This is a genomic window from Pseudomonas brassicacearum (assembly GCF_003732175.1).
GTDB classification, from domain to species: Bacteria; Pseudomonadota; Gammaproteobacteria; order Pseudomonadales; family Pseudomonadaceae; genus Aquipseudomonas; species Aquipseudomonas brassicacearum_G.
Genome location: NZ_MOBI01000008.1, coordinates 1 through 23,716, shown reverse-complemented (window position 1 = coordinate 23,716; position 23,716 = coordinate 1). Strand labels below are relative to the sequence as shown.

Annotated in this window: 23 protein-coding genes; 2 read left to right on the top strand and 21 right to left on the bottom strand. The window is 58.8% G+C overall.

Annotated features, from left to right (window positions below):
• Positions 1-151 precede the first annotated feature (151 nt).
• From BK658_RS07525 to BK658_RS07430, 20 genes are all read right to left on the bottom strand, one after another.
• The gene (locus BK658_RS07525) at positions 152-790 is read right to left on the bottom strand and encodes an ABC-type transport auxiliary lipoprotein family protein (protein WP_123581774.1); all 639 of its coding nucleotides are present in this window, start codon (positions 788-790) and stop codon (positions 152-154) included.
• Entirely contained in the window at positions 787-1,725 is a 939-nt protein-coding gene (locus BK658_RS07520; protein WP_123581773.1) for an MlaD family protein, read from the bottom strand. Before BK658_RS07520 ends, BK658_RS07525 begins: the two co-directional genes overlap by 4 nt.
• 1 nt (position 1,726) lies before the next feature.
• On the bottom strand, positions 1,727-2,530 hold the full coding sequence (locus BK658_RS07515) for an ABC transporter ATP-binding protein (protein ID WP_123581772.1): 804 nt from the start codon (positions 2,528-2,530) through the stop codon (positions 1,727-1,729).
• Complete coding sequence (locus BK658_RS07510) at positions 2,527-3,672, bottom strand: ABC transporter permease (RefSeq protein WP_123581771.1); 1,146 nt, start codon at positions 3,670-3,672, stop codon at positions 2,527-2,529. The genes BK658_RS07515 and BK658_RS07510 overlap by 4 nt, the downstream gene beginning before the upstream one ends.
• 54 nt (positions 3,673-3,726) lie before the next feature.
• On the bottom strand, positions 3,727-4,770 hold the full coding sequence (locus tag BK658_RS07505; protein ID WP_123581770.1) for a DUF5924 family protein: 1,044 nt from the start codon (positions 4,768-4,770) through the stop codon (positions 3,727-3,729).
• Between the two features lie 121 nt (positions 4,771-4,891).
• Complete coding sequence (locus tag BK658_RS07500; RefSeq protein WP_123581769.1) at positions 4,892-6,265, bottom strand: M16 family metallopeptidase; 1,374 nt, start codon at positions 6,263-6,265, stop codon at positions 4,892-4,894.
• 79 nt (positions 6,266-6,344) lie between these two features.
• Positions 6,345-8,003: a Na/Pi cotransporter family protein gene (locus tag BK658_RS07495; protein WP_123581768.1), complete on the bottom strand. Its 1,659-nt coding sequence runs from the start codon at positions 8,001-8,003 to the stop codon at positions 6,345-6,347.
• 212 nt (positions 8,004-8,215) lie between these two features.
• Positions 8,216-8,983 (bottom strand): TerC family protein, encoded by a 768-nt coding sequence (locus BK658_RS07490; RefSeq protein WP_123581767.1) that lies wholly within the window; start codon positions 8,981-8,983, stop codon positions 8,216-8,218.
• A gap of 70 nt (positions 8,984-9,053) precedes the next feature.
• Entirely contained in the window at positions 9,054-10,361 is a 1,308-nt protein-coding gene (locus BK658_RS07485) for a CitMHS family transporter (RefSeq protein WP_123581766.1), read from the bottom strand.
• Positions 10,362-10,720: 359 nt separating this feature from the next.
• Positions 10,721-12,682, bottom strand: a complete 1,962-nt coding sequence (locus BK658_RS07480) for a DUF7844 domain-containing protein (RefSeq protein ID WP_123581765.1) — start codon at positions 12,680-12,682, stop codon at positions 10,721-10,723.
• Entirely contained in the window at positions 12,679-12,999 is a 321-nt protein-coding gene (locus BK658_RS07475) for a DUF2388 domain-containing protein (protein ID WP_054594970.1), read from the bottom strand. The genes BK658_RS07480 and BK658_RS07475 overlap by 4 nt, the downstream gene beginning before the upstream one ends.
• A 26-nt stretch (positions 13,000-13,025) precedes the next feature.
• A complete protein-coding gene (locus BK658_RS07470; protein ID WP_123581764.1) occupies positions 13,026-13,334 on the bottom strand; it encodes a DUF2388 domain-containing protein in 309 nt (102 codons plus the stop codon).
• Positions 13,335-13,440: 106 nt separating this feature from the next.
• Entirely contained in the window at positions 13,441-13,758 is a 318-nt protein-coding gene (locus BK658_RS07465) for a DUF2388 domain-containing protein (RefSeq protein WP_123427845.1), read from the bottom strand.
• Between the two features lie 180 nt (positions 13,759-13,938).
• A complete protein-coding gene (locus BK658_RS07460; RefSeq protein WP_185019798.1) occupies positions 13,939-14,142 on the bottom strand; it encodes a DUF1127 domain-containing protein in 204 nt (67 codons plus the stop codon).
• 270 nt (positions 14,143-14,412) lie between these two features.
• The gene (locus BK658_RS07455) at positions 14,413-14,628 is read right to left on the bottom strand and encodes a DUF1127 domain-containing protein (RefSeq protein ID WP_054594973.1); all 216 of its coding nucleotides are present in this window, start codon (positions 14,626-14,628) and stop codon (positions 14,413-14,415) included.
• Positions 14,629-14,947: 319 nt separating this feature from the next.
• Positions 14,948-16,441, bottom strand: a complete 1,494-nt coding sequence (locus tag BK658_RS07450) for an acetyl-CoA hydrolase/transferase family protein (protein WP_123581763.1) — start codon at positions 16,439-16,441, stop codon at positions 14,948-14,950.
• Between the two features lie 192 nt (positions 16,442-16,633).
• Positions 16,634-18,070 carry an NAD(P)(+) transhydrogenase (Re/Si-specific) subunit beta gene (locus BK658_RS07445; RefSeq protein ID WP_123581762.1) on the bottom strand — a complete coding sequence of 479 codons (1,437 nt, stop codon included), beginning with the start codon at positions 18,068-18,070 and terminating at the stop codon, positions 16,634-16,636.
• Positions 18,070-18,393: an NAD(P) transhydrogenase subunit alpha part 2 gene (locus BK658_RS07440; protein ID WP_003187010.1), complete on the bottom strand. Its 324-nt coding sequence runs from the start codon at positions 18,391-18,393 to the stop codon at positions 18,070-18,072. The genes BK658_RS07445 and BK658_RS07440 overlap by 1 nt, the downstream gene beginning before the upstream one ends.
• 15 nt (positions 18,394-18,408) lie before the next feature.
• Positions 18,409-19,530, bottom strand: a complete 1,122-nt coding sequence (locus BK658_RS07435) for a Re/Si-specific NAD(P)(+) transhydrogenase subunit alpha (RefSeq protein WP_123581761.1) — start codon at positions 19,528-19,530, stop codon at positions 18,409-18,411.
• Positions 19,531-19,960: 430 nt separating this feature from the next.
• Positions 19,961-20,881, bottom strand: a complete 921-nt coding sequence (locus BK658_RS07430; protein ID WP_123581760.1) for a LysR family transcriptional regulator — start codon at positions 20,879-20,881, stop codon at positions 19,961-19,963.
• Positions 20,882-21,038: 157 nt separating this feature from the next.
• On the opposite strand from BK658_RS07430, the gene BK658_RS07425 reads away from it, so the two are divergent.
• Together BK658_RS07425 and BK658_RS07420 are read left to right on the top strand one after the other, a co-directional pair.
• A complete protein-coding gene (locus BK658_RS07425; RefSeq protein WP_054594978.1) occupies positions 21,039-22,220 on the top strand; it encodes an acyl-CoA dehydrogenase in 1,182 nt (393 codons plus the stop codon).
• Positions 22,221-22,233: 13 nt separating this feature from the next.
• The gene (locus BK658_RS07420) at positions 22,234-23,454 is read left to right on the top strand and encodes a CaiB/BaiF CoA transferase family protein (RefSeq protein ID WP_123581759.1); all 1,221 of its coding nucleotides are present in this window, start codon (positions 22,234-22,236) and stop codon (positions 23,452-23,454) included.
• 9 nt (positions 23,455-23,463) lie between these two features.
• Here the strand turns inward: BK658_RS07420 and BK658_RS30120 are convergent.
• The coding region (locus tag BK658_RS30120) for a hypothetical protein (RefSeq protein ID WP_221178599.1) at positions 23,464-23,716 on the bottom strand (253 nt) is incomplete at its 5' end.

Here is a 23,716-nt window from a genome sequence, read left to right as displayed (position 1 = left end):
CGACCCTGTGGTGAGGGGGCTTGCCCCCGTTCGGGTGCGCAGCAGCCCTAAACCATTGATGTGGTGTGTCTGACGGAGTGCGATGACAGGTTTTGGGGCCGCTACGCGTCCCAACGGGGGCAAGCCCCCTCGCCACAGAGGCGGTGCTGGCTCAGGGCTTCATGGTCGCGGTCTTCTGCCCCTGCTCTACCGTCCATGCAATCACCTGCGCCGTGAGCGTATCGCTGGCCTGACCAAACCCGGTCACCACTGCAGGCACCTTCACATCGCTCAATGGCTGGCGCACTTCGAAGCGGCGACTGGCGAGGATCCGTTGGTCATTGCCACGCACCAACAGCGCATCCAGGCTAATGACCACTTGCGCGGTGTTGCCTTGATATTCCGTCTGGAACGCTTGCAGGTTCCCGCCCAATTCCAGATCCGTCTGCAAGTTGCTGTCGTCGGTGCTGAGCCGCTGTACGCGGCCGTCCTGTGCAAACCCGGCGAGCAGCCGATTGCGCAGCAGGATCGGCGTAGGATCGCTCCAGCGCGAAGCCTTGTAGCTGCTGATCAGATCGCCTTGAGGGATCACGGCGATTTTTGCACTGTTGAGTACATCGCTTGCCTGGGGTTTAGACAGGCGTAGTGACCAAGGCACCGAGTTGGCGTGCGTCGACGACGCGGCACTCGGCGCGGCAGGCAGGCGGTAGACATCCAGGGGGTCAGACTTGGGTAAAATCGAGCAGGCACTGGTCAGCGCGAAACTCGCCAACAGCGTGCAGTGAGCAAAGCTGCGGTAGACAGGTTTCATGGCGTGAACTCCTTATCCTTGTCGCCGCCCAGCAAGTAACCGCTGGGATTGGAATCCAGGCGACGCGAAATAGCGCGTAACGAGCTCAGGGTGTCACGCAACTCACGTATGGCCGGGGCCAGACTGTTGAGTCCCTGCATGCCGTTATTCAGCGCGTCCTGGTTGTCTGTCAGCAAGTTGTTGACGCTTGCTGTGGTCTGCTCCAGTGACTTCATAGCCTGCTCGGCACTGCCGAACATCTGTTTGCCCTGATCGTTGAGCAGGCCGTTGGCGTTGCGCATCAGTGCGGAAGTTTGTTCCAGGGTGCTGCTGGCCTGCTTGCCTACCGACGCCAGTTGCTGCATGGCCTGGCTAAGATCACCGCGCTGTTCGGCAATGCTTCCGGTGGTTTGCTCCAGATTCTCAAGGGTTTTGCTCAGGCGATCGACGTTTTCCGACGACATCATCTGGTTGGCGCTATGCAGTAACAGATTGACGCTGCTGATCAGGTCATCACTGTTGTTCAGCAACCGTGAGATGGGCGAAGGCGAAGCAACAATCTCCGGCAAATTACCGTCCTTGCCGCGCAGCTCGGGGCTTTGTGGCGTACCCCCGCTGAGCTGGATGATCGAGGTGCCGGTAATCCCGGTCAGCGCCAGTTTCGCCTGGGTGTCTTCCTTGATCGGGGTTTCGCCGCCCAGACGAATCCGTGCCAGTACCCGGCGCGGGTCTTTGGGGTCGAGGCGCAGACTCACTACATCGCCGACCTTGATCCCGCTGTACTGCACTGCACTGCCTTTGGACAGACCGCTGACCGCCTCGTTGAAGACGACTTCATAATCCTTGAACTCGCTGTCGACGCTGGACTTGGCCAGCCACAGGCCGAACAGTAACGCACCGGCCACTACCAATACGGTGAACAGGCCGATCAATACATGGTGGGCTCGGGTTTCCATGTCATACCTCGTTGAGCTGTGAAGCGGCCGAAAGCGCCGCGCGGCCGCGTGGGCCGTGGAAGTATTCGTGAATCCACGCGTCGTTGGTTTCCGACACTGTGTCGATGGCGTCGGCCACCAGTACTTTTTTCTGCGCCAGCACCGCGACCCGGTCGGTGATGGTGTACAGCGTATCGAGGTCGTGGGTGACCAGGAAAACACTCAGCCCCAACGCATCACGCAACGTCAGGATCAACTGATCGAACGCCGCGGCGCCGATCGGATCGAGGCCGGCGGTCGGCTCATCGAGGAACAGGATGTCCGGGTCCAGTGCCAAGGCGCGGGCCAGCGCCGCGCGTTTGATCATGCCGCCGGACAGCGAGGCCGGGTACTTGTCGGCAGCCGACAGCGGCAGACCGGCCAAGGCCAGCTTAACCGCTGCCAGATGCTCGGCGTCGTCGCGACTCAGACCAGCGTGCTCGATCAATGGCAAGGCGACGTTTTCGGTCACGGTCAACGAAGAGAACAACGCGCCCTTCTGAAACAACACGCCGAAGCGTCGCTCGACCATTGAGCGTTCATGCTCCGTCAGGCTCGGCAGGTTCTTGCCAAACACCTTCACCATGCCCTCGCTGGGCTGGCGCAGGCCAACGATGCTGCGCAGCAACACCGATTTGCCGCTGCCGGAACCGCCGACCACAGCGAGAATCTCGCCCTTGTACAAATCCAGGTCGAGGTTTTCGTGCACGCTCTGGCGGCCGAAGCGATTGCACAGCCCACGGACTTCGATCACCGCCTCAGAGGGCGCACGGGGTAAACGACTCACCAGCCCATCTCCATAAAGAACAACGCGGCCACCGCATCAAGCACGATCACCACGAAAATTGACTGCACCACGCTGGACGTGGTGTGGGCGCCAACGGATTCAGCGCTGCCACTGACCTTGAAGCCCTCCAGACAACCGATGGAGGCGATCAGAAAGGCGAAGATTGGTGCTTTGACCATGCCGACCAGAAAATGTTGAACGCCGATGTCCGATTGCAGCAAAGAGAGGAACATTGCTGGCGAGATGCCCAGCGATATCGCACAGACCACCCCGCCACCGACAATCCCCGAGAGCATCGCCAGAAAGGTCAGCATCGGCAGCGCTACCAGCAACGCCAGCACCCGCGGCACCACCAGCAGTTCCATCGGATCGAGGCCCAAGGTGCGGATTGCGTCGATTTCTTCGTTGGCTTTCATCGAGCCGATTTGCGCGGTAAAGGCACTGGCAGTACGCCCAGCCATCAGGATGGCGGTTAGCAACACACCAAATTCACGCAGGAACGAGAACGCCACCAGGTCCACGGTAAAAATGCTCGCACCAAAACTGGAGAGCACCGTGGCACCGAGGAAGGCCACCACTGCACCCACCATGAAGGTCAGCAAGGCGACGATGGGCGCGGCGTCGAGGCCGGTTTGTTCGATGTGCGCGACCATCGGCGTGATCCGCCAGCGCTTGGGGCGAAACAGACTGCGAGCGATGGTTTCCAGGATCAGTCCGACAAAACCCAACAGTTGCAGCGTGTCCTGCCAGATTGCATCCACAGCGCACCCGATGCGGGTCAGCAGTTGAATGCCGACACTGATTTCGGGCTCTTTGACGGGGACACAGAAGTCGGTCAGCGAGCAATAGACCGTTTGCAGCAGCGCACGGTCGGCTGCGGACAGGCTGCAGTCGGGGTGTTCGGCGGACTTGCCGAGGCGCTCGGCACCGAGCAGCTCGACCAGCAGCGATGCGCCGGCGGTGTCGAGTGCGCCGAGGCCGTTGAGGTCGATAGGGGTTCGGTCGTCGTACTGACCTTTGAGGGTGTTGCTCAGGCGTTTGAGGTCGGCGTAATGGACAAGCGTCCAGTCACCCGTGACCCGCAACCGCGCAGGGGTGTTCGAAGTATCGAGTTGGGCACTGCCGGCAATCGTGCTGCTCATAATCTCCGTGCTTGTTCGACTGATACGCAGTGCTACGTAATAGCACGATCCCGGTTACTTTGCCTCGCTCGGCGTCGTGCCGTTTTGACCTGTGTCGGTCACATCGAAGCGCAGTACGCCGATCACCTGACCGTCTTCGGTCAGTACCCGAACTTGCCAGTCGCCCACCGGGTTGCCGGGGAAGTTCTGTTTATGGGTCCAGGCCCGGTAGCCTTCCTTGCGCCCGCCGTGGATATCCAGTGCGATGCGGTCGACCTCTTGGCCGTTGAACTGCCAGACGTGATAAATCCGCTCGTCGAGCCCGCGCGGTGCATTGATCGCGGTGTAGGCGTACAGGCCATCGGAGCGCAGCTGGGCGACGCTGACTTCATTGTGGCTGTCGCCGGGTGTACGGTCTTGTAGTTGTGTGCTGATTGCCACTTGCGTCATCCACAAAGTGGCCGGCGGCACCCAGGAGCGCAGCAACCAGCCGGCGCAGCCGATGGCCAGGGTGATGCTGAGCACGCTCAGGGCGCCGCGGATCGTGCGAATCGGAAAGATCGACGCCAGGCTTGGAAAAGACAGCAGCATCGCGGTGCCAAGAGCCAGTTTGAAACTCTGAGCGGTGGTCAGGTTCAGGATGATCGGCAATGCGGTCAGCAGCGCGGCAAACAGCGTCAGCGTATGCATCGCCAGGAACAGCCAGCGGCGCGGCGCCAGCCATTTGTAATACAGCGGGTCGGTGATCGAAACCAGCGCCGCCGCTCCGAGCAATCCGGTGAACACCAGTTGCCCACTGTTCCAGGTGGTGGTGATGAAAAAGAACGGCAAGACGAAGAACAGACTCTCCTGATGAATCATCTGTGTCGCATAGCGCAACAACGGCTGCGGGATCTCACGCTTGAAGACCTTGGCGAACAGCTCCGTCAGGCTGTTTTCCAGCATCAGCCAGAGCCAGCTGATCAGCATGATGGCCGCAATCCAGGTCGCCAGGCTTTGCTGGCGGTCGACCAGAATGAAACTGCAGACCCCCGAGATGAAGCCACCGAGCGCAATGACCCCGGGGTAGCGCTTCATCAGTTCGAGGATGCGCAGTACGTAACGGGTCAGGATAGGCATTCGGTAGTTCGCAATGGTCGTGGGAAAAAACCCCGACAGGATAACGCTGGCACTCTGATGTTGCGAGAAAGCTTGGTGTGCGAAAAAGATCGCAGCCTGCGGCAGCTCCTACGTCGACCTCTTATCGACGACGCAAACGCCAGCCCATCAGTCCCAGCGCCATCAACCCCAACACCCCGCCCAGCAACCACAGCACCTCGTCATAACTGAACAGCGGTTTCTCGATGCGTATGTAAACCTGTCGTTCGAGCAGTTTGTGCAGGGTCTGGTTGGCCTGGTCCAGAGTGACTGTTTGCAGGCGTATGGCCGGGTCGTCGAAATGTCCGTCCTCATAGTCACCAATGGCACTCCAGTAGTAGTCGGCCAGCCCGCTGTTGCCTTGCACGGCCCAGGCCTGTCGAGCGATGGCGACCTGTTTCAGGCGTTCAAAGCCTGCGGGGTCGAGGCCATTCTTGAGCAGATCGGTTTTCAGATCATCGAGTACCTGCTGCGCTTGTGGCAGATCATCGCGCTCCAGATCGGCGTTCAGGCTGAGGAAACCGACACCGCCGAACACTTCACGTTCGGCCCAGGGGCCGTAGGACAATCCATGTGCCAGGCGCAACTGACGATAAAGCGCCCAGTCGAGGTAGTCCTTGAGCAGGTCGTACGTTTCATCGTACTGATCATCCATAGCCGGTTCCGGGAACAGCCAGTGCAGTTTGGCGCCACCCCCCACCCAGCCCTGGATCAGATTGCGCTCGGCTAGCGCCGGGTGCTGGATGTCCGGCAGTGGTAAATGCTCGGTGGGATCAATGGCTTCGAGCTGGCCATAGGTACGCTCCAGGTAGGCCGGCAGCAGGCGATCAAGCTCACCGACAATAATCAGCGTCATGTTGTTCGGTGCGTACCACTCCTTGCGGACCTTCTCCAATTGTTCTCGGGTCAGGTGCTCTACCTGGGCACGCTCCGAGCACTTCAGGCCCAGCTCCACGGCCAGCTGATTGCTCGCCGTGTGGCCCAGGTCCTGGCGGTCGAGCCAGCGCTGCAAGTGAGAGTAATGGCCGCCATCTTCGCGTTCGACCACCTGTTTGGCCGCGCTGATTGCGTTGTCGTCGAGTCGGGTCTGGGTCAGTAGGGCCAGCAACAGGTCGAGGACTTTGCGTTGATTCTTTGCCGGAGCTTCGATGACGAACGTGGTGTCGGCGTTACTGGTGTAGGCGTTCCATTCACCACCCAGTGCCTGCATGCGCTCCTCGAGCCCGCCTTCGCCGCTCGCGTCGACGCCGCTGAACAGCAAATGCTCAAGTAGGTGTGGCAGCTCTTTGTCGGCGCAGGCAAAGTCGTCGAGGCCAACGCCCACCACTAGACGAATCGCCACATGCCCGCGTTCGCTGCCGGGCTTGAGCAGTAATTGCAAGCCGTTGGGTAGCGTATAACCCTCGACCTGAAAGCGATCCAGCGCAAATGAGCAGGTGGAACTCAATAGCAGGCACGCGAACAACAGACAACGCATAACAACCTTCCTGGCGGGTCAATGCGGGCAAAAGGATTTGCCTTCAACCTTCTAAGTGACTTCTTTCAACGCTGGACGTTCAGGGTGAATGGGTGATGTCAGCCGTATCGTCGGCAGCCAATGTACCGGTTTCGGTGGTTTCGAGGACCACATAGGCGCTGCCACAGAACAGCGAGTTCAAGCGTCTCATGTCGGCGATCAGCTCCAGGTGCAGCGAGCTGGTTTCGAGGCTTTGCACGACCTTACGGTGCAAGCGGCTGACATGGGCATGAGCCAAGCGTCTCTCCTGCGCGCGGAAGCGACGTTTCTCGCGCAGCAGTTGCCGGGCGCTTTCCTTGTCGGCACTCAGAAACACCGACAGCCCCAGACGCAGGTTGGCGATCAACTGATGGTGCAATCCCGCCAGCTCTTCCAGGCCGACGTCGGAAAAGGAGCGGCGTTGCGAGGTCTTCTGCTGCTGGACCTTGCGCAGCATGCGTTCGATCAGGTCAGAGGCGAGTTTCAGATTGATCGCCAGTTCGATGATCTCTGCCCAGCGCCGACTGTCCTGGTCGCTGAGGTCTTCGCGGGGCATCTGCGCCAGATAGAGTTTGATCGCGCTGCAGAGTACTTCGACGTCATCGCTCAGTCGGCGCATTTCCTGAGTGACGGCGGTTTGCTTGCCACGCAGTACATCGAGCATGGCTTCGAGCATGTTGTCGATCAGGTCGCCGATGCGCAGGGTTTCCCGGGCGGCGTTGGCCAAGGCCAGGCTCGGTGTGACGAGGGCTGTCGGGTCCAGATGGCGCGGCTTGGCCAGACCGTTGATTTCCGGGCGTTCCGGCAGCAGCCAGGCACAAATTCTGGCCATCGGGCCGACGCTGGGCAACAGCATCAGGCAACGCACCGTGTTGTAGAGCAGATGAAAGCCGATCACCAGGCCTTGCGGGCGGTAATCGAGGCTGTCCATCCAGTGCACCAGCGGGCCGAGCACCGGAATGATCAGCAGCAGGCCGATTATCTTGTAGAGCAGGCTGCCCAGCGCCACCTGACGTCCGGCCGCGTTCTGCATGCTGGTGCTGAGAAATGCCAGGACACCGCTGCCGATGTTGGCGCCGATCACCAGGCCGATGGCCACCGGCAGGCTGATCACTCCGGCACCGGCAAGGGTTGCAGTGAGCAGGACAGCGGCCAGACTGGAGTAGGAAATCATCGCGAACAGCGCACCGACAAGGGCGTCGAGCAGGATGTCGCCCGTCAGTGAGGCAAACAGCACTTTGACGCCGTGAGCGTGGGTTATCGGATTGGCCGCTTCGACGATCAGTTGCAGTGCGAGAATAATCAGCCCCAGACCGATGCCGACCCGGCCAAGCTGGCCTGCCCTCGTCTGCTTGCGTGAGAGAAAGAAAATCACCCCGAGGAAAATCAGCAGCGGCGACAGCCACGACAAATCCAGCGTCAGGACCCGCGCCATCAGTGCGGTCCCGACGTCGGCACCGAGCATGGTTGCCAGTGCGGGCGTCAGTGCCATCAAACCCTGGCCGACAAATGAGGTCACCAGCATCGCCGTGGCGTTGCTGCTCTGGACCATCGCGGTGACGAGAATCCCGGCGATAAAGGCCAGCCAGCGTTTGGACATGTTCTGGCCAATGACATGGCGCAGGTTTGAGCCGTAGACCCGCAGGATGCCGGTTCGGACGATGTGCGTGCCCCAAATAAGCAAGGCGACGGCGGACAGTAGATTGAGCAGGGTCAGCATACTGGGCCCCCTGAATGGACAGCGCCCCAGTGGGGCAAGTTGACGATGCCGCGCGACGTTCTACGTTCTGTATTTAAGCTGTAGTTGGCTAACGGTCCGGGCGCCAGCATCGCATAGCTAAAGAGTCGATTGAAACAAAACTGTCATGAAAACAGTTTCAAGCGGGCGTGAAAAAGGGGCTCGAAAGCCCCTTCTTCTTCAGTGCATTTGAGTTATTGACCCGGGATATCCTTGCGCAGTTTCACCGGCTCCTGCTGTTTCTTCTTTTTCGCGATCACGGTGCGCATCTTGATGTTGATCGCTTCCACGGCCAGCGAGAACGCCATGGCGAAGTAGACATAGCCTTTGGGTACATGCACGCCGAAGGCTTCGGCGATCAGCACGGTACCCACCACCAGCAGGAACGACAGCGCGAGCATTTTCAGCGACGGATGCTTGTCGATGAACGCGCTGATCATGCCCGAGGCCATCATCATCACCAGTACTGCAACGATGATCGCGGCAACCATGACCGGAACATGGGACACCATGCCGACCGCGGTGATCACCGAGTCCAGAGAGAACACGATGTCGATGATCGCGATCTGGATGATGGTGTAGAGGAAATTACCGCCCTTGCCGCCTGGCTCGTCGGAAGTTTCGTCTTCACCTTCCAGTGCGTGAAACATCTCCTGGGAGCTTTTCCACAGCAGGAACAGGCCACCGAAGAACAGGATCAGGTCTCGCCCGGAAATACCCTGACCGAAGACCACGAACAAGTCGGCGGTCAGACGCATGACCCAGGTGATCGATAGCAGCAGCAGGATCCGCGTGATCATGGCCAGCGCCAGACCGAAGATCCGGGTGCGCGCCTGCATGTGCTTGGGCATGCGGCTGACGAGGATCGAGATCATGATGATGTTATCGATGCCCAGAACGATTTCCAGGGCGGTCAGCGTGAAGAAGGCAACCCAGATTTCAGGGTTGGTCAGCCATTCCATGTGTATTCCTTTGAGCGAGTGTTAAACCACGACGCCAGCACTTGGCTGGCGGCACGGTGAGTTGATGCCGTTACAAGGTGCTGAACAGCGGGAAAATCCCCATCAGCAATGCAGCGACGAGTATGCACATGCAAACCAGTACTGCCCACTTCAGGGTAAAGCGTTGATGATCACCGAACTCGATCCCGGCCAGGGCTACCAGCAAGTAGGTGGAGGGTACCAGCGGGCTCAGCAAGTGGACGGGTTGACCGACGATCGAGGCACGAGCCATTTCCACCGCGGTGATGCCGTAGTGACTGGCGGCTTCGGCCAGAACCGGCAACACGCCGTAATAAAATGCGTCGTTGGACATGAAGAAGGTGAACGGCATGCTCGCCAGTGCAGTGATCACAGCCAGGTAAGGACCGAGGAAATCCGGGATCACGGCCAGCAGGCTTTTCGACATGGCATCGACCATGCCGGTGCCGGACAGGATGCCGGTGAAGATACCGGCGGCGAAAATCAGCCCGACCACCGACAACACGCTACCGGCGTGGGCCGCAACGCGATCTTTCTGCTGTTGCAGGCAGGGGTAGTTGACGATCATCGCGATACTGAACGCGACCATGAACAACACCGGCAGTGGCAGCAAGCCGGCGATCAAGGCACACATCAGGGCCAGGGTCAGGGCACCGTTGAACCAGATCAGCTTCGGACGACGAGCATCCGGGAACTGCGAAACGCTGATTTCACTGTGGTCGATTTCGTCGCCGATCAGGTGCAATTCACCCAGGCGCGCACGTTCACGTTTACCGTACAGGTAGGCAATCGCCAGGATTGCCACCACGCCAGCGAGCATGGCGGGGATCATCGGCACGAAGATGTCCGACGGGTCGACATGCAGCGCACTGGCGGCACGCGCAGTCGGGCCGCCCCACGGGGTCATGTTCATTACGCCACCGGCGAGGATGATCAGGCCGGCCATGATCCGCGGGCTCATGCCGATGCGGCTGTACAGCGGCAGCATGGCGGCCACGCAGATCATGTAAGTCGTGGCGCCGTCACCGTCCATGGACACCACCAGGGCCAGCACAGCGGTGCCGATGGAAACCTTCAACGGGTCGCCCTTGACCAGTTTGAGGATCTTGCGCACGGCCGGATCAAACAGGCCGGAGTCGATCATCAGGGCGAAATAGAGGATGGCGAACATCAGCATCACCCCGGTCGGGGCCAGCTTGGTGATGCCTTCGAGCATCATCGGGCCGATCTTCGGGGCAAAACCACCGAACAGGGCGAACAGGATCGGAACGATGATCAGGGCGATCAGCGCCGACAGGCGCTTGGTCATGATCAGGTACATGAACGTGATGACCATGGCGAAGCCAAGGAAAGTCAGCATGGGAATACTCCAGACGTAGCGCGGCTAGGGAATGGCAAACCGGATGGGGTCAGCGCAGAACGGGAAGCACGAGGCATACGGGGGGAGTCGGGGCAAACAGGCGGGTACGAGCGGACATCAGAATCACCATTGTTGTTGTTAATTGGGCCAGGCGAACGTTGCGATATTCGTTTGGCCAACCGGTCTGTTGCCGGCAGTGCGGGCGATCCTAATGGGCAAACCTTTCAGCCAGCTTTCGCTGGGCAAACACCGGACGAGATGTTCGAGGTGGTGTGACGCGGCCTGAAGTAGTGGCCAGTACCGCGGTTTGACGGCCTTAAATATGAGGAAGGGAAAATCGGAATGAGCGATCTTTTGACTTAAGGCAACTCCAACCCGCCGGCCGCCTTATGCAACGCTCGCAAATGCTCACCCAATTGCTTGATGTTGGCCTCATTCGCGGCGATCTCGGCGGCTCGGGCTGGCTCAAGCAGCGCCCTGACCTCTTTGTCCAGATCACCGGTCAACACCTGTAATTTCTTCTGTCGCGTACTGCTTTCCGACTCCAGGCGTTTCCATTCATTGGGTTGTGGAAGGCCGTAGCCACCTCTGTCGAGTAGTTCAGCCGGACGGCTGAGGAAACCACTGTTGACGAGAATCTGTTTCAAGGTCTGATTGGCCTGGTCCATGCCGCCGTTTTTCAATTCGCGGGCATCCAGGTAGCGTTGTTTCACCTCATTCTGGGCAAGCAACAATTGCTGGCGGAAACTCGCCTGCTCCAGCAACAACAATGCAGCGCTGGTGCGCAGGTCAGCCTGCTGAAACCACGGACGACGTTCTGCAGCAGTCAGCGTCATCCAGTCTTCAACTTTGTCCTGTTTGATCGGCAGGTGCTTTTTCAGCACCTCGAACATCGCTTGATAGCGATCGCGGAACGAGTCGAATCGATAACCCAGGCGCAAAGCCTCGCGCGGATTGTCGAGCACGCTGGTATCCGCCAGTCCGCGGGACTTAAGCATTTCCAGCAAGCCGTTGGGCATGATGCTGTCCATGCCGACCAGCTGTGGATTGTTACTGCCACTGCGCAACAGCTTCAGGCTCTCGACCGCGCAGTTGTTGGACAGGAAGTAATAGTTGCCGTCGTAGCTCCAATGCATCTCGGCGGCGTGTTCGACCAGTTCTCCAATTTCACTGCGCGACAGATTGAGTGGCACCGAGGCCAGGCTGCGCAGTTCGGTCTTGGTGTATTCGTCGATGACTTGCGACAGCGGCAACACGAAGAGTCGCGATGGATACTTACCGACCAGACCATCCCAGCTCGACAGTTGTACGTCGCCAACAAAGGCGCGGTAGGACAGCACCAGGGAATATTCCAGGTCCAGTCGGCAGTCCGGTCCGCGTGGGCGACCGGGCGCGCAGATTACCAGCCGCAACATGCTGTGACCCCAGCGGCTGACCAGATTCTGATTGGCTTCGGCCAGCAGATAGTCGACGGAGTAGACCCTTTCCGGATCGACCTGGCCCAGCGGTTGTTTGGCGAAGTCGTTGCCCGCGTTCAGGAAGGCGAAGGATTGGGCGCAGTTGTTCTTGGCCGGTGGAGCCCAGCCGAAGTGTTCCTGGTAATAACGGTACAGCGCCGGGCGTCGGCAGGCGTAGCTCGGGTCGAGGAGGAAGTACTCCATGTTGACCGCGACAAATTCCTTGGGGCTGCTCGTCTCGTAGAGGTCCGGGCTGCGGACAATTTGCCGGTTGTGCTGTTCGCGTTCACCGCGTCGGCCGACGTATTGCGGCCAGCCGGCAAGGTCCAGCAGGCGCGGATCGTCACTCAAGGTGAAACGACGGTCAGTCTGGCCACGGCATTGATCGGGAAGGCCGACCAGGCCTGAACTGTTGCTCTGTCGCGTACAGCGTTGGATCTGCAAACGCTCGGCACTTGTCCATAAGCGCGCACGGTCATAAATGTGCGTGAGTTCATGCAGCACCGTGGCGAGCATTTCGCGGCGAACGGTGCCGTGGGGGCGATTGGTTTTTTTCGTCGCGGCGCTGCCGTCGGTGAGGCTGGCCAGCAGGTTGCGATTGAGGTCCACCTCTGACACCAGGGACGCCTCTCCGTAGGCGTTACCGGGCATTGCGTCGGTCCAGCCAACATCAATCCGGCGGTCCAGTTGCTCGATGAAACGCGGCGGCAATGCCTGCATCGCTTCATCCAGCAGTGCCTGGCTGGCCTGCTGTTCTGCCGGGCTCAGACCGTCGGTCTTGAGGCGTAGTTGCAGGCTGGCCTGAGCCGTGCTGCAAAGCAGCAATACGGCCCCGGCCATCAGCCAGGCGGCTAGTGTCTTCACAGTGCGAGTATGGCTTCGGCGAGGACTTGATCGCTGGCGTCGCGGGCTTCCGGCACGCGGGTGCGCAAGGTGTCGAAGGCAGCTTCCAGGTGTGCACCACGGATATCGCCATTGCTGGCGACGAAACTGGCCGCGTCATCATGGGCTTCGCGCACGACTTTCAGGTCACGAATCGAGGTGGTGGTGTCGGAGGTGAAATCGAGGGTGCGCTGAGAGGCGCGGATAATCATGTTACTGGTGGCTTCCAGGGTATGTGCCTGGGCCACATCGGCCAATAACAGCAGGCCAAGGGTGGCAGCAATCAGCGGGCTACGCATGGAACGACTCCGGAAAAACAGGGTAACTATTGGACGAGAATTGCCTGTGCCAGTTCAAGGTCGCTGGCATGAAGTTTTGGCTGGGTCTGGCGCAGGTAAACCAGGGCGGACTCCAGTTGCGCTCCTCGCAGTTGACCGTCACTGGCAATGAACGCCGCCGCATCATCGTGGGCTGCGAGTAGCAGTTTATGGTCGAAGGGCGCGGAGGTCACCTTGCTTGTCACATAAGTGGTGACGACGAGGTTCTGCGTGGACAGGTCCAGGGCGTGGGCCGGGTTGGTCCAGCAGGCGGTGATAAACAGGGATGTGATAAATGGTTTTGAAAGAAAATGCATGAGGCTCGACGGTTGGAAACGAGTCCCAAGGCTAGCGCAATGCCCGGACCAGAGCCAGCGCTGAGGAAACGGGGCCCAATGTGAGAGCCCCGTTTTCTGACGTTGATCAGATCGCCAGAATGGCTTGAGCCAGCTGTGCGTCAGTGGCTTTCAGCTGTGGCGCCTGTGTGTGGATGTAGTCGAGAGCACTTTCCAGGCGTACGCCACGGATGGCGCCTTCGCTGGCCACGAAGCTGGCAGCGTCGTCACGGGCGGCGCGAACGATCTTCTTGTCCCGCAGCGAAGAGGAGAGATTGGTTGTGGCGTCGGAGCTGTCCTTGAGTGCACCGACGACAGTGTCAGTGGTGATAATGAAGCTGGAGGCATGCGAATTGGCAGCCACGGCCAGCAGTGCTGCAGCGCTGAGCAGGCGAAGACGGGACATGGGGTAACTCCTGTGAATAAACCATAAATAGTGACGCCAAGGATAACGTCGGGCAGCCACTGCGTGATGCGTAACATCTGAGGGACCAGATGTACCCTGCGCAGGGCTCGCCACGTTGTCTTCGGATATTAGGCCGTTGTTCAACCGTTCGAATAGCCCTGTCATCCCATCTAGACACGGTTAGCGCCAAAAAGGTTTGTCCAGTTCGACCAGTCGATCTGAATGGCTGATACCTATGTCAGACAGCTGCTGTTCATTAAGTTGCGCGAGCAGGCGGCGGGTGCGTGCTTTTTCCATGCTTTGTCCCGTAGCGGCGATCAGCCGGGCCATAAGCTTGAGTAAAGAAGGCTTGCGAGTAGGCGGAACATCAAGCAACCGATTCATGGTGTATTCCTCGCGAACAGGCTGATAGAGCAGCCTTGGGACACCATGTTGGGCGTTTCACCGTCGCTGGGACAGCTACACCAGTATTAAATTGTACTGGTTCAGTTATGTATTTATTGAAACTGTACCTGTTATGCGACTGCCCTTCTGTACCCGCCGTTTTTCAGCCCTGAAACAACAAAACCCGTCGTGGTTTCCCACGACGGGTTTTGTGTGTGCAATTCGGGGTGCTGGCGGTGGACCCGGTGGGTCAGGGCCAGCGACGCTAACTTAGCGCCAGAACGGCTTGCTCAGCTCTTCGTAGCGTTGTGCTTCGCTAATCCCTGCGTCAGCCAGCAGACGCGAATCCAGGCGAGCCAGTTGATGGCGGCTGGAGATGCGGCGCTGCCACAGCATCAGGTTGGCGATAACGCGAAGAGGCATGGAAGCCTGGGTTTTTACAGCGTTGTCTTCGAAGAACATTTCGGAACTGAGTGTACGTTCCATGGTTGACATCCTTCCGCTTATGGCGGGATTAGGTAGTGGTTTAACTGATGCCAATGATCCTCTCGTTTGGCCAGTCTCTCTAGATACAGTTCACCTGTATTGTGAGGGACCAGTTAACTGTTAATAGGTGCTGTACTGCTCGAAAACGAGGCAACTGTACCTGTCTGCACTTTAGTGGTGCATTTATAAGTGTTTGGCTCGGAAGTGTGGGCAATTACGGTAGGAAATGACCGGTACAGCAGTACAGTTTTTGAAGAATGTTGGATTGGCGATGGCAAACTGACGAAATTGTGTTTGCGTCAGCTGCCATCTGTACCAATCACACGGCGAGCATTCTGCCGGTTTCTTCCAGGTTGATGTGCCAGCTGAGGGCATCGCGCAGGATGTGCGGGGTGTGTCCGCCGATGGTGCAGGCCGCCTCGAAGTAAGCATTCAGCGCTTCGCGGTAGTCCGGGTGCACGCAGTTGTCGATAACCACCCGCGCCCGCTCCCGTGGCGCCAGGCCCCGTAAATCGGCAAGGCCGATCTCGGTCACGAGGATGTCGACGTCATGCTCGGTGTGGTCAACGTGACTGACCATCGGCACCACACTGGAAATCGCCCTACCCTTGGCAATCGACTTGGTGACAAAGATCGCCAGGTGCGCGTTACGGGCAAAGTCGCCGGAACCACCAATGCCGTTCATCATCCGTGTGCCGCAGACGTGGGTGGAGTTGACGTTGCCGTACAGATCAAACTCCAGCGCGGTATTGATGCCGATGATGCCCAGGCGACGAACCACTTCAGGGTGGTTGGAGATCTCCTGCGGGCGCAGCACCAGCTTGTCCTTATAACGCGCAAGATCGCCAAACACATCCGCATTGCGCCGGCTCGACAGGGTGATCGAGCTGCCCGAGGCGAAGCTTAGTTTTCCGGCGTCGATCAGGTCGAAGGTCGAGTCCTGCAGGACTTCGGAGTACATGGTCAGGTCTTCGAACGGTGAGTCGATCAGGCCGCACATCACCGAGTTGGCGATGCTGCCGATACCGGCCTGCAGCGGGCCGAGCTTGTTGGTCATGCGCCCGGCAGCCACTTCCTGCTTGAAGAAGTCGATCAGGTGGTCGGCAATGGCCTGGGTGTCGTTGTCCGGCGGCAGCACCGTGGACGGCGAGTCGGACTGGTTGGTGATGACGATGGCGACGATCTTTTCCGGCGGTATCGGGATCGCGGTGCTGCCGATGCGGTCGTCGACCTTGACCAGCGGAATAGGCGTGCGGGTCGGGCGGTAGGTCGGGATATAGATGTCGTGCAGACCTTCCAGATTCGGGTTGTGCGCCAGATTGATCTCGACGATCACGTGCTTGGCGAAGATCGCGAAGCTGGCCGAGTTACCGACCGAGGTGGTTGGCACGATGTGCCCCTGTTCAGTGATCGCCACGGCTTCAATCACCGCGATGTCCGGCAGCTTGAGTTGCTGGTTGCGCAGTTGTTCCACGGTTTCCGACAGGTGCTGGTCGATGAACATCACCTCGCCGGCGTTGATCGCCTTGCGCAGGGTGCTGTCGACCTGAAACGGCATACGGCGGGCCAGCACACCGGCTTCGGTCAGCTGTTTGTCGAGGTCGTTGCCCAGGCTGGCGCCGGTCATCAGGCTGATTTTCAGCGGTGTGACCTTGGCGCGTTCGGCCAGTGCGTGGGGCACGGCTTTGGCTTCGCCGGCGCGGGTGAACCCGCTCATGCCGACGGTCATGCCGTCCTGAATCAGAGCGGCAGCGTCAGCGGCGCTCATTACCTTATCCAACAACGAAGGCAAGCGGATACGATCACGGTACATGGATTGTTATCTCGGGCAACGGAAGCAAGATACGCAGTCTAGTGATTTCAAAAAAAATCGCCCCGCGACCATGGTCGAATGCTGGCCACTGATTTAGAGCCTTTGGTCGGTTTTCCGCAGTTAATCTTGTGTGCAATAAAAAACCCCAGCCTACAAAGGCCGGGGTTTTCGGTATTGCGGTTTGAGCAGTCTTTACTCGACGGCTTTAACCATGTCTTCGATGACTTTCTTAGCATCGCCGAAGACCATCATGGTTTTGTCCAGATAGAACAGTTCGTTGTCCAGACCGGCATAACCGCTGGCCATCGAGCGCTTGTTGACGATGATGGTCTTGGCCTTGAAGGCTTCGAGAATCGGCATGCCGGCGATTGGCGATTTAGGGTCGTTCTTCGCTGCCGGGTTGACCACGTCGTTGGCGCCGAGCACCAGTACCACGTCGGCCTGGCCGAACTCGGAGTTGATGTCTTCCATCTCGAACACCTGATCGTAAGGCACCTCAGCCTCGGCCAGCAGCACGTTCATGTGGCCGGGCATCCGACCGGCTACCGGGTGGATCGCATACTTCACAGTCACGCCACGGTGGGTCAGCTTCTCGGTCAGCTCTTTAAGCGCGTGCTGTGCTCGTGCTACCGCCAGGCCGTAGCCTGGAACGATGATCACGGTGTCGGCGTTGGTCAGCAGGAACGTGGCGTCGTCCGCCGAACCGGATTTCACCGGACGGGCTTCTTTCGAACCGGCTGGGCCGGCCGCGTCTGCAGTGTTGCCAAAACCACCGAGCAGTACGTTGAAGAACGAACGGTTCATCGCCTTGCACATGATGTACGAAAGAATCGCACCGGACGAACCGACCAGGGAACCGGCAATGATCAGCATCGAGTTGTTCAATGAGAAACCAATACCCGCCGCTGCCCAGCCGGAGTAGCTGTTGAGCATCGACACCACCACCGGCATGTCTGCGCCGCCGATCGGGATAATGATCAGTACGCCGAGCACGAAGGCCAGGGCCAGCATCAAGGCGAAGGCGCCGAGGTTGCCGGTCATCATGAAGGTGATACCCAGGCCCAGTGTTGCCAGACCCAGCAGCAGGTTGATTTTATGTTGCCCGCCAAACTGTACTGGTGCGCCCTGGAACAGGCGGAACTTGTACTTGCCCGACAGCTTGCCGAACGCGATGACCGAACCGGAGAAGGTAATTGCACCGATCGCGGCGCCCAGGAACAACTCCAGACGGTTGCCGGCGGGAATCGAATCGCCCAGCTGTTTGACGATGCCCAGCGACTGCGGCTCGACCACGGCGGCGATGGCGATGAACACCGCTGCCATACCGATCATGCTGTGCATGAACGCGACCAGCTCTGGCATCTTGGTCATTTCAACGCGTTTGGCCATGATCGAACCGGCAGTACCGCCGATCAGCAGGCCGACGATCACATAACCGATACCGGCGGTGGCCAGCTCAGAGCCCAGTTTGAACACCAGCCCGACAGTGGTGACGATGGCCAGCGCCATGCCGAGCATCCCGTACACATTGCCGCGTCGCGACGAGGTCGGGTGCGACAAGCCCTTCAGGGCCTGGATGAAGCAGATCGACGCGATCAAGTAGAGCGTCGTTACAAGGTTCATGCTCATTACTTGGGCGCCTCTTCTTTTACGGCTTTCGGGGCTTTTTTCTTAAACATCTCAAGCATTCTGCGGGTCACCAGGAAGCCACCGAACACGTTGACCGCAGCCAGCGCCACAGCGAGGGTGCCCATGGTTTTGCCCAGCGGCGTCACGGTCAGCGCCGCCGCCAGCATGGCGCCGACGATCACGATCGCCGAAATGGCGTTGGTCACTGCCATCAACGGCGTGTGCAGTGCGGGTGTAACGTTCCAGACCACGTGATAACCGACATAAATCGCCAGCACGAAGATGATCAGGTTGTAGATACCGGGGGAGATAAGCTCTTCCATCGTCTGAATCCCTGCTTAGGCGTTTTTGCGGATGACTTGGCCGTCGCGGCACATCAGGCACGCGGCGACGATGTCGTCTTCTAGGTTGATCTGGAATTGGCCTTCGGGTGTGAAGACCAGCTTCAGGAAGTCCAGCAGATTGCGGGCATACAGCGCCGAGGCATCTGCACCGACCTGGGCGGCCAGGTTGGTCGGGCCGGCAATGGTCACGCCGTGTGCGACCACCACTTGGTCGGCCACGGTCAGCGGGCAGTTACCGCCCTGCGCGGCAGCCAGGTCGATGACCACTGAACCGGGTTTCATCTGCGCCACGGTTTCAGCGCTGAGCAGCACTGGCGCCTTGCGGCCGGGAATCAGTGCGGTGGTGATGACGATGTCGGCTTGTTTGGCGCGCTCGTGCACGGCCAGGGCCTGACGTTGCATCCAGCTGGCCGGCATGGGGCGTGCGTAACCGCCGACACCAACGGCACATTCGCGCTCTTCATCGGTCTCGTACGGGACGTCGACAAACTTGGCGCCGAGAGATTCGATCTGTTCCTTCACGGCCGGACGCACGTCGGATGCTTCAATCACTGCGCCCAGACGCTTGGCGGTGGCGATCGCCTGCAAGCCTGCCACGCCGGCGCCAAGGATCAGCACGCGAGCGGCCTTCACGGTGCCCGCTGCCGTCATCAACATCGGCATGAAGCGCGGATAGTAATGGGCGGCCAACAACACGGCCTTATAGCCGGCAATGTTGGCTTGCGAGGACAGCACATCAAGACTTTGCGCGCGGGAAGTGCGCGGAGCGGCTTCCAGGGAGAACGCGGTAATGCCGCACTCGGCCAGCTTGGCAATGGTTTCATTGCTGAACGGGTTGAGCATGCCAACCAGCACGGTGCCGCGTTTGATCAGGGCCAGTTCGCTGTCGCTGGGTGCGACGACCTTGAGAATCAGCTCTGCGCCAAAAGCATCGTTGGCACTGCCAATCATTGCGCCTGCCGCTTCATAAGCACTGTCGACAACGCTGGCATTAATGCCGGCACCGCTTTGCACAGTGACTTTATGACCCTGGCCGATCAGCTTCTTGATGGTTTCCGGGGTTGCAGCAACCCGCGTTTCACCGGTCTGGGTTTCGAGAGGAACACCAATGTGCACGTCAAATCTCCTGCTTGATCTAATTGCTTTCGATCATTCTTGGAAGGCCAGCGCACTGCGGAGGGTGCGGCTGGGGCGGCCGATCAGCACGCCCCCGCCGTATTTCGGGCGGGGCGCGGCATTTTGCAGGCGAACTTTGTGCCCTTCAAGGGATTATGACGGGTGACGGAAAATTAACTACAAGTCACCCTGTGACCGAATGTCGCAAGTGTCCGCCTAAATCCCTTGTAGGCCGTGCCTTGTAAGGATTTCTGTCGAAATCCAAGAAATTACACATCGGCGCTGTGAATGACGCGGCATTGCGTTGAATCAGGGCTGCAAAGCCACGCCGTTAGGCGCTTGTGGGACGATTGTGCCTCCTGAAGGTACAGTCTGTTGAAATGCGACAAATACTTATATCTGTAGTGCTTTAATTTTGCTGACTACGGGGTCAGCTTGTTGTGGGCAAGCCCTGCCCTTCTAGGTTGTAGCTGTGTGCCTGGTTAACCAGCCAATCGCGAAATGCGCGTAAAGAGGCGGATTCGACCTTTCGATCAGGAATCATCAGGTAATAGGCCTTGATACTCGACAGGGCCTGCGGGTTGGCAATCACCAGTCGTTTCTCCGCCAGCTCACGCTGAATCAGGAACGGTGGGATCAGTGCGATGCCCATGTCATGCATCGCCGCCTGAGCCAGCATGGAGAATAGCTCGTAACGCGGACCTGTCATGTCGCGGGGGACATTCAGATGCTGTGAGTCGAACCATTGGCGCCAGGCGTAAGGGCGCGTGGTCTGCTGAAGTAGTGGCAGGTCGGCAATCATTTCGGCGCTCAGGTGTGTGTGATCACCAAGTAATCTCGGGCTGCACACCGGCATCGGATTCTCGCCCATCAGCCTGTGGGATTCGGTACCGGACCAATCGGCGTCACCAAAGTAGATCGCGGCGTCAAAATCGGTGTCGGCGAACAGGAAGGGTCGTGTGCGGTTGGTCAGATTGACCGTGACTTCCGGATGTTGCTGTTGAAAGTCCTTGAGTCGCGGCAGCAGCCATTGAGTACCAAAGGTCGGCACGACCGCCAGTTCGATGACGTTGGCGCCCTGCTGGCCCATCACTGACAGCGTGTCCCGTTCAACGGCATCCAGTTGGGTTGCTACGCGCCGGCTGTAGGAAAGCCCTGCTTCGGTCAGCTTCACACCGCGTCGTGAGCGTCGGAACAGTTCAACGCTGAGGAACTCCTCCAGACTGGCGATCTGTCGGCATATCGCTCCTTGAGTCAGCGATAGCTCTTGAGCGGCCTTGGTAAAGCTCTCATGGCGGGCTGCCGCTTCGAAGCTGATCAGTGCGGCAGTGCTGGGTATCTTCCTGCGCATGTACTGCAACCTCACTAATAGTTGGAATAACTGGCGTCTAACGCCATCACGGAGTGAGAAATTAGCACAACAGTATGCAAAATCCTCGTTTGCCCAATACGCAAGCGGCGCCTAGGATCAGTCCACGATATTTGACCTATTTCGCGAGGACTCTCTCATGGCCGGTAAAGCTAGCTTCAACTGGATCGATCCCCTGCTGCTGGATCAACAGCTCACTGAAGAAGAGCGCATGGTACGCGACAGCGCTGCCCAGTTTGCTCAGGACAAACTGGCGCCACGTATTCTTGAAGCGTTCCGTCATGAGAAAACCGACCCGGCGATCTTCCGCGAAATGGGCGAGATCGGCCTGCTGGGCGCGACCATTCCTGAACAGTACGGCGGCAGCGGCCTGAACTACGTCAGCTATGGACTGATTGCTCGTGAGGTCGAGCGCATCGACTCCGGCTATCGCTCGATGATGAGCGTGCAATCTTCGCTGGTCATGGTGCCGATCAACGAGTTTGGTACCGAGGCGCAGAAGCAGAAATACCTGCCGAAACTGGCTACCGGTGAGTGGATTGGTTGCTTTGGCCTGACCGAGCCGAACCATGGTTCCGATCCGGGTTCGATGATCACTCGTGCACGCAAAGTGGAAGGCGGCTACAGCCTGACCGGTAGCAAGATGTGGATCACCAACAGCCCGATCGCTGATGTATTTGTGGTGTGGGGCAAGGATGACGCCGGCGATATCCGTGGCTTCGTTCTGGAAAAAGGCTGGAAAGGCCTGAGTGCGCCGGCGATCCATGGCAAGGTCGGTCTGCGAGCCTCCATCACTGGCGAGATCGTGATGGACAACGTGTTCGTTCCTGAAGAGAACATCTTCCCGGATGTCCGCGGTTTGAAAGGCCCTTTTACCTGCCTGAACTCTGCCCGTTATGGCATCGCCTGGGGCGCTCTGGGTGCAGCCGAATTCTGCTGGCACACCGCTCGCCAGTACACCCTGGATCGTCAGCAGTTTGGCCGGCCTTTGGCTGCCACCCAGTTGATCCAAAAGAAACTGGCTGACATGCAGACTGAAATTACCATGGCCCTGCAAGGTTGCCTGCGTCTGGGGCGTATGAAGGATGAAGGCACGGCTGCCGTCGAAATCACCTCGATGATGAAGCGAAACTCTTGCGGCAAGTCGTTGGACATCGCCCGCATGGCTCGCGATATGTTGGGCGGTAATGGTATCTCCGACGAATTCGGTGTTGCGCGTCACTTGGTCAACCTTGAGGTGGTCAACACCTATGAAGGGACTCATGACGTTCATGCGCTGATCCTGGGTCGTGCGCAGACTGGTCTCCAGGCGTTCTATTAATAGGAGAGCGGCCATGGGGGCGTTATCGCATTTGCGGGTACTGGATTTATCACGAGTACTGGCCGGACCTTGGGCCGGCCAGATCCTCGCGGATCTCGGCGCCGAGGTTATAAAGGTCGAGCGTCCGGGCAATGGCGATGACACTCGCGCCTGGGGGCCGCCCTTCCTTAAGGATGCATACGGCGAGAACACCAGCGAGGCCGCTTATTACTTGTCGGCCAATCGCAACAAGCAGTCAGTGACTATCGACTTTACTCAGGCCGAAGGTCAGCGTCTGGTTCGTGAGCTGGCAGCGAAGTCCGATATCCTGATCGAGAATTTCAAGGTCGGTGGTCTGGCCGCTTATGGGCTGGACTACGAAACCCTCAAGGCGATCAATCCTGATCTGATCTATTGCTCGATCACCGGCTTCGGCCAGACCGGACCTTATGCCAAGCGTGCGGGATACGACTTCATGATCCAGGGGCTCGGTGGCTTGATGAGCCTGACTGGCCGCCCTGAAGGTGATGACGGTGCCGGGCCGGTGAAAGTCGGTGTAGCGCTGACAGACATTTTGACAGGGCTCTACTCGACGGTAGCGATCCTGGCGGCGTTGGCGCATCGGGAGCATGAAGGTGGTGGCCAACACATCGACATGGCGTTGTTGGACGTTCAGGTGGCGTGCCTTGCTAACCAGGCGATGAATTACCTGACTACCGGCATTGCTCCCAAGCGCTTGGGTAATGCTCACCCGAACATTGTTCCCTATCAGGACTTCCCGACCGCGGATGGTGATTTCATCCTGACGGTGGGGAATGACGGGCAGTTCCGCAAGTTCTCCGAAGTGGCTGGTCAGCCGCAGTGGGCGGATGATCCACGGTTCGCGACGAACAAGCTTCGTGTTGCGAATCGTGCAGTGCTGATTCCGCTGATACGTCAGGCTACGGTCTTCAAGACCACTGCCGAGTGGGTGGCGCAGTTGGAGCAGGCGGGTGTGCCGTGCGGGCCGATCAACGATCTGTCGCAGGTATTTGCCGATCCGCAGGTTAAGGCGCGCGGTTTGGCGATCGAGCTTCCTCATGCGCTGGCTGGGTTGGTGCCGCAGGTTGCCAGTCCCATTCGCTTGTCCGAGACGCCGGTGGAGTACCGTAGCGCCCCTCCTCTATTGGGTGAGCACACACTTGAGGTTTTGCAGCGAGTGCTGGGTCTTGAGGCTGCCACCGTTGCTGCTTTTAAAGAAGCGGGAGTGCTCTGAGGGTTCCTTCTATATAGACGCGGTGTTTTCCCTCTCTATATAGAGAGGGAAACACGGTTTTTTCGGCTTTCTGCAACTCATTGATAGAAAAGCAAAATTAAGTGTTGACGGCAGATTCTGGAAGTCTATAATTCGCCCCACTTCCGGCGCAGTCGAAACGGAAAACTCCTTGGTAAGCAAAGAGTTACGCAGTTTTCGACAGCGGTTAAGCTTCAGTTCATCGAAGCCCGAAGGAGTTGAAAGAGCGGTGTTGTTTGGCTCT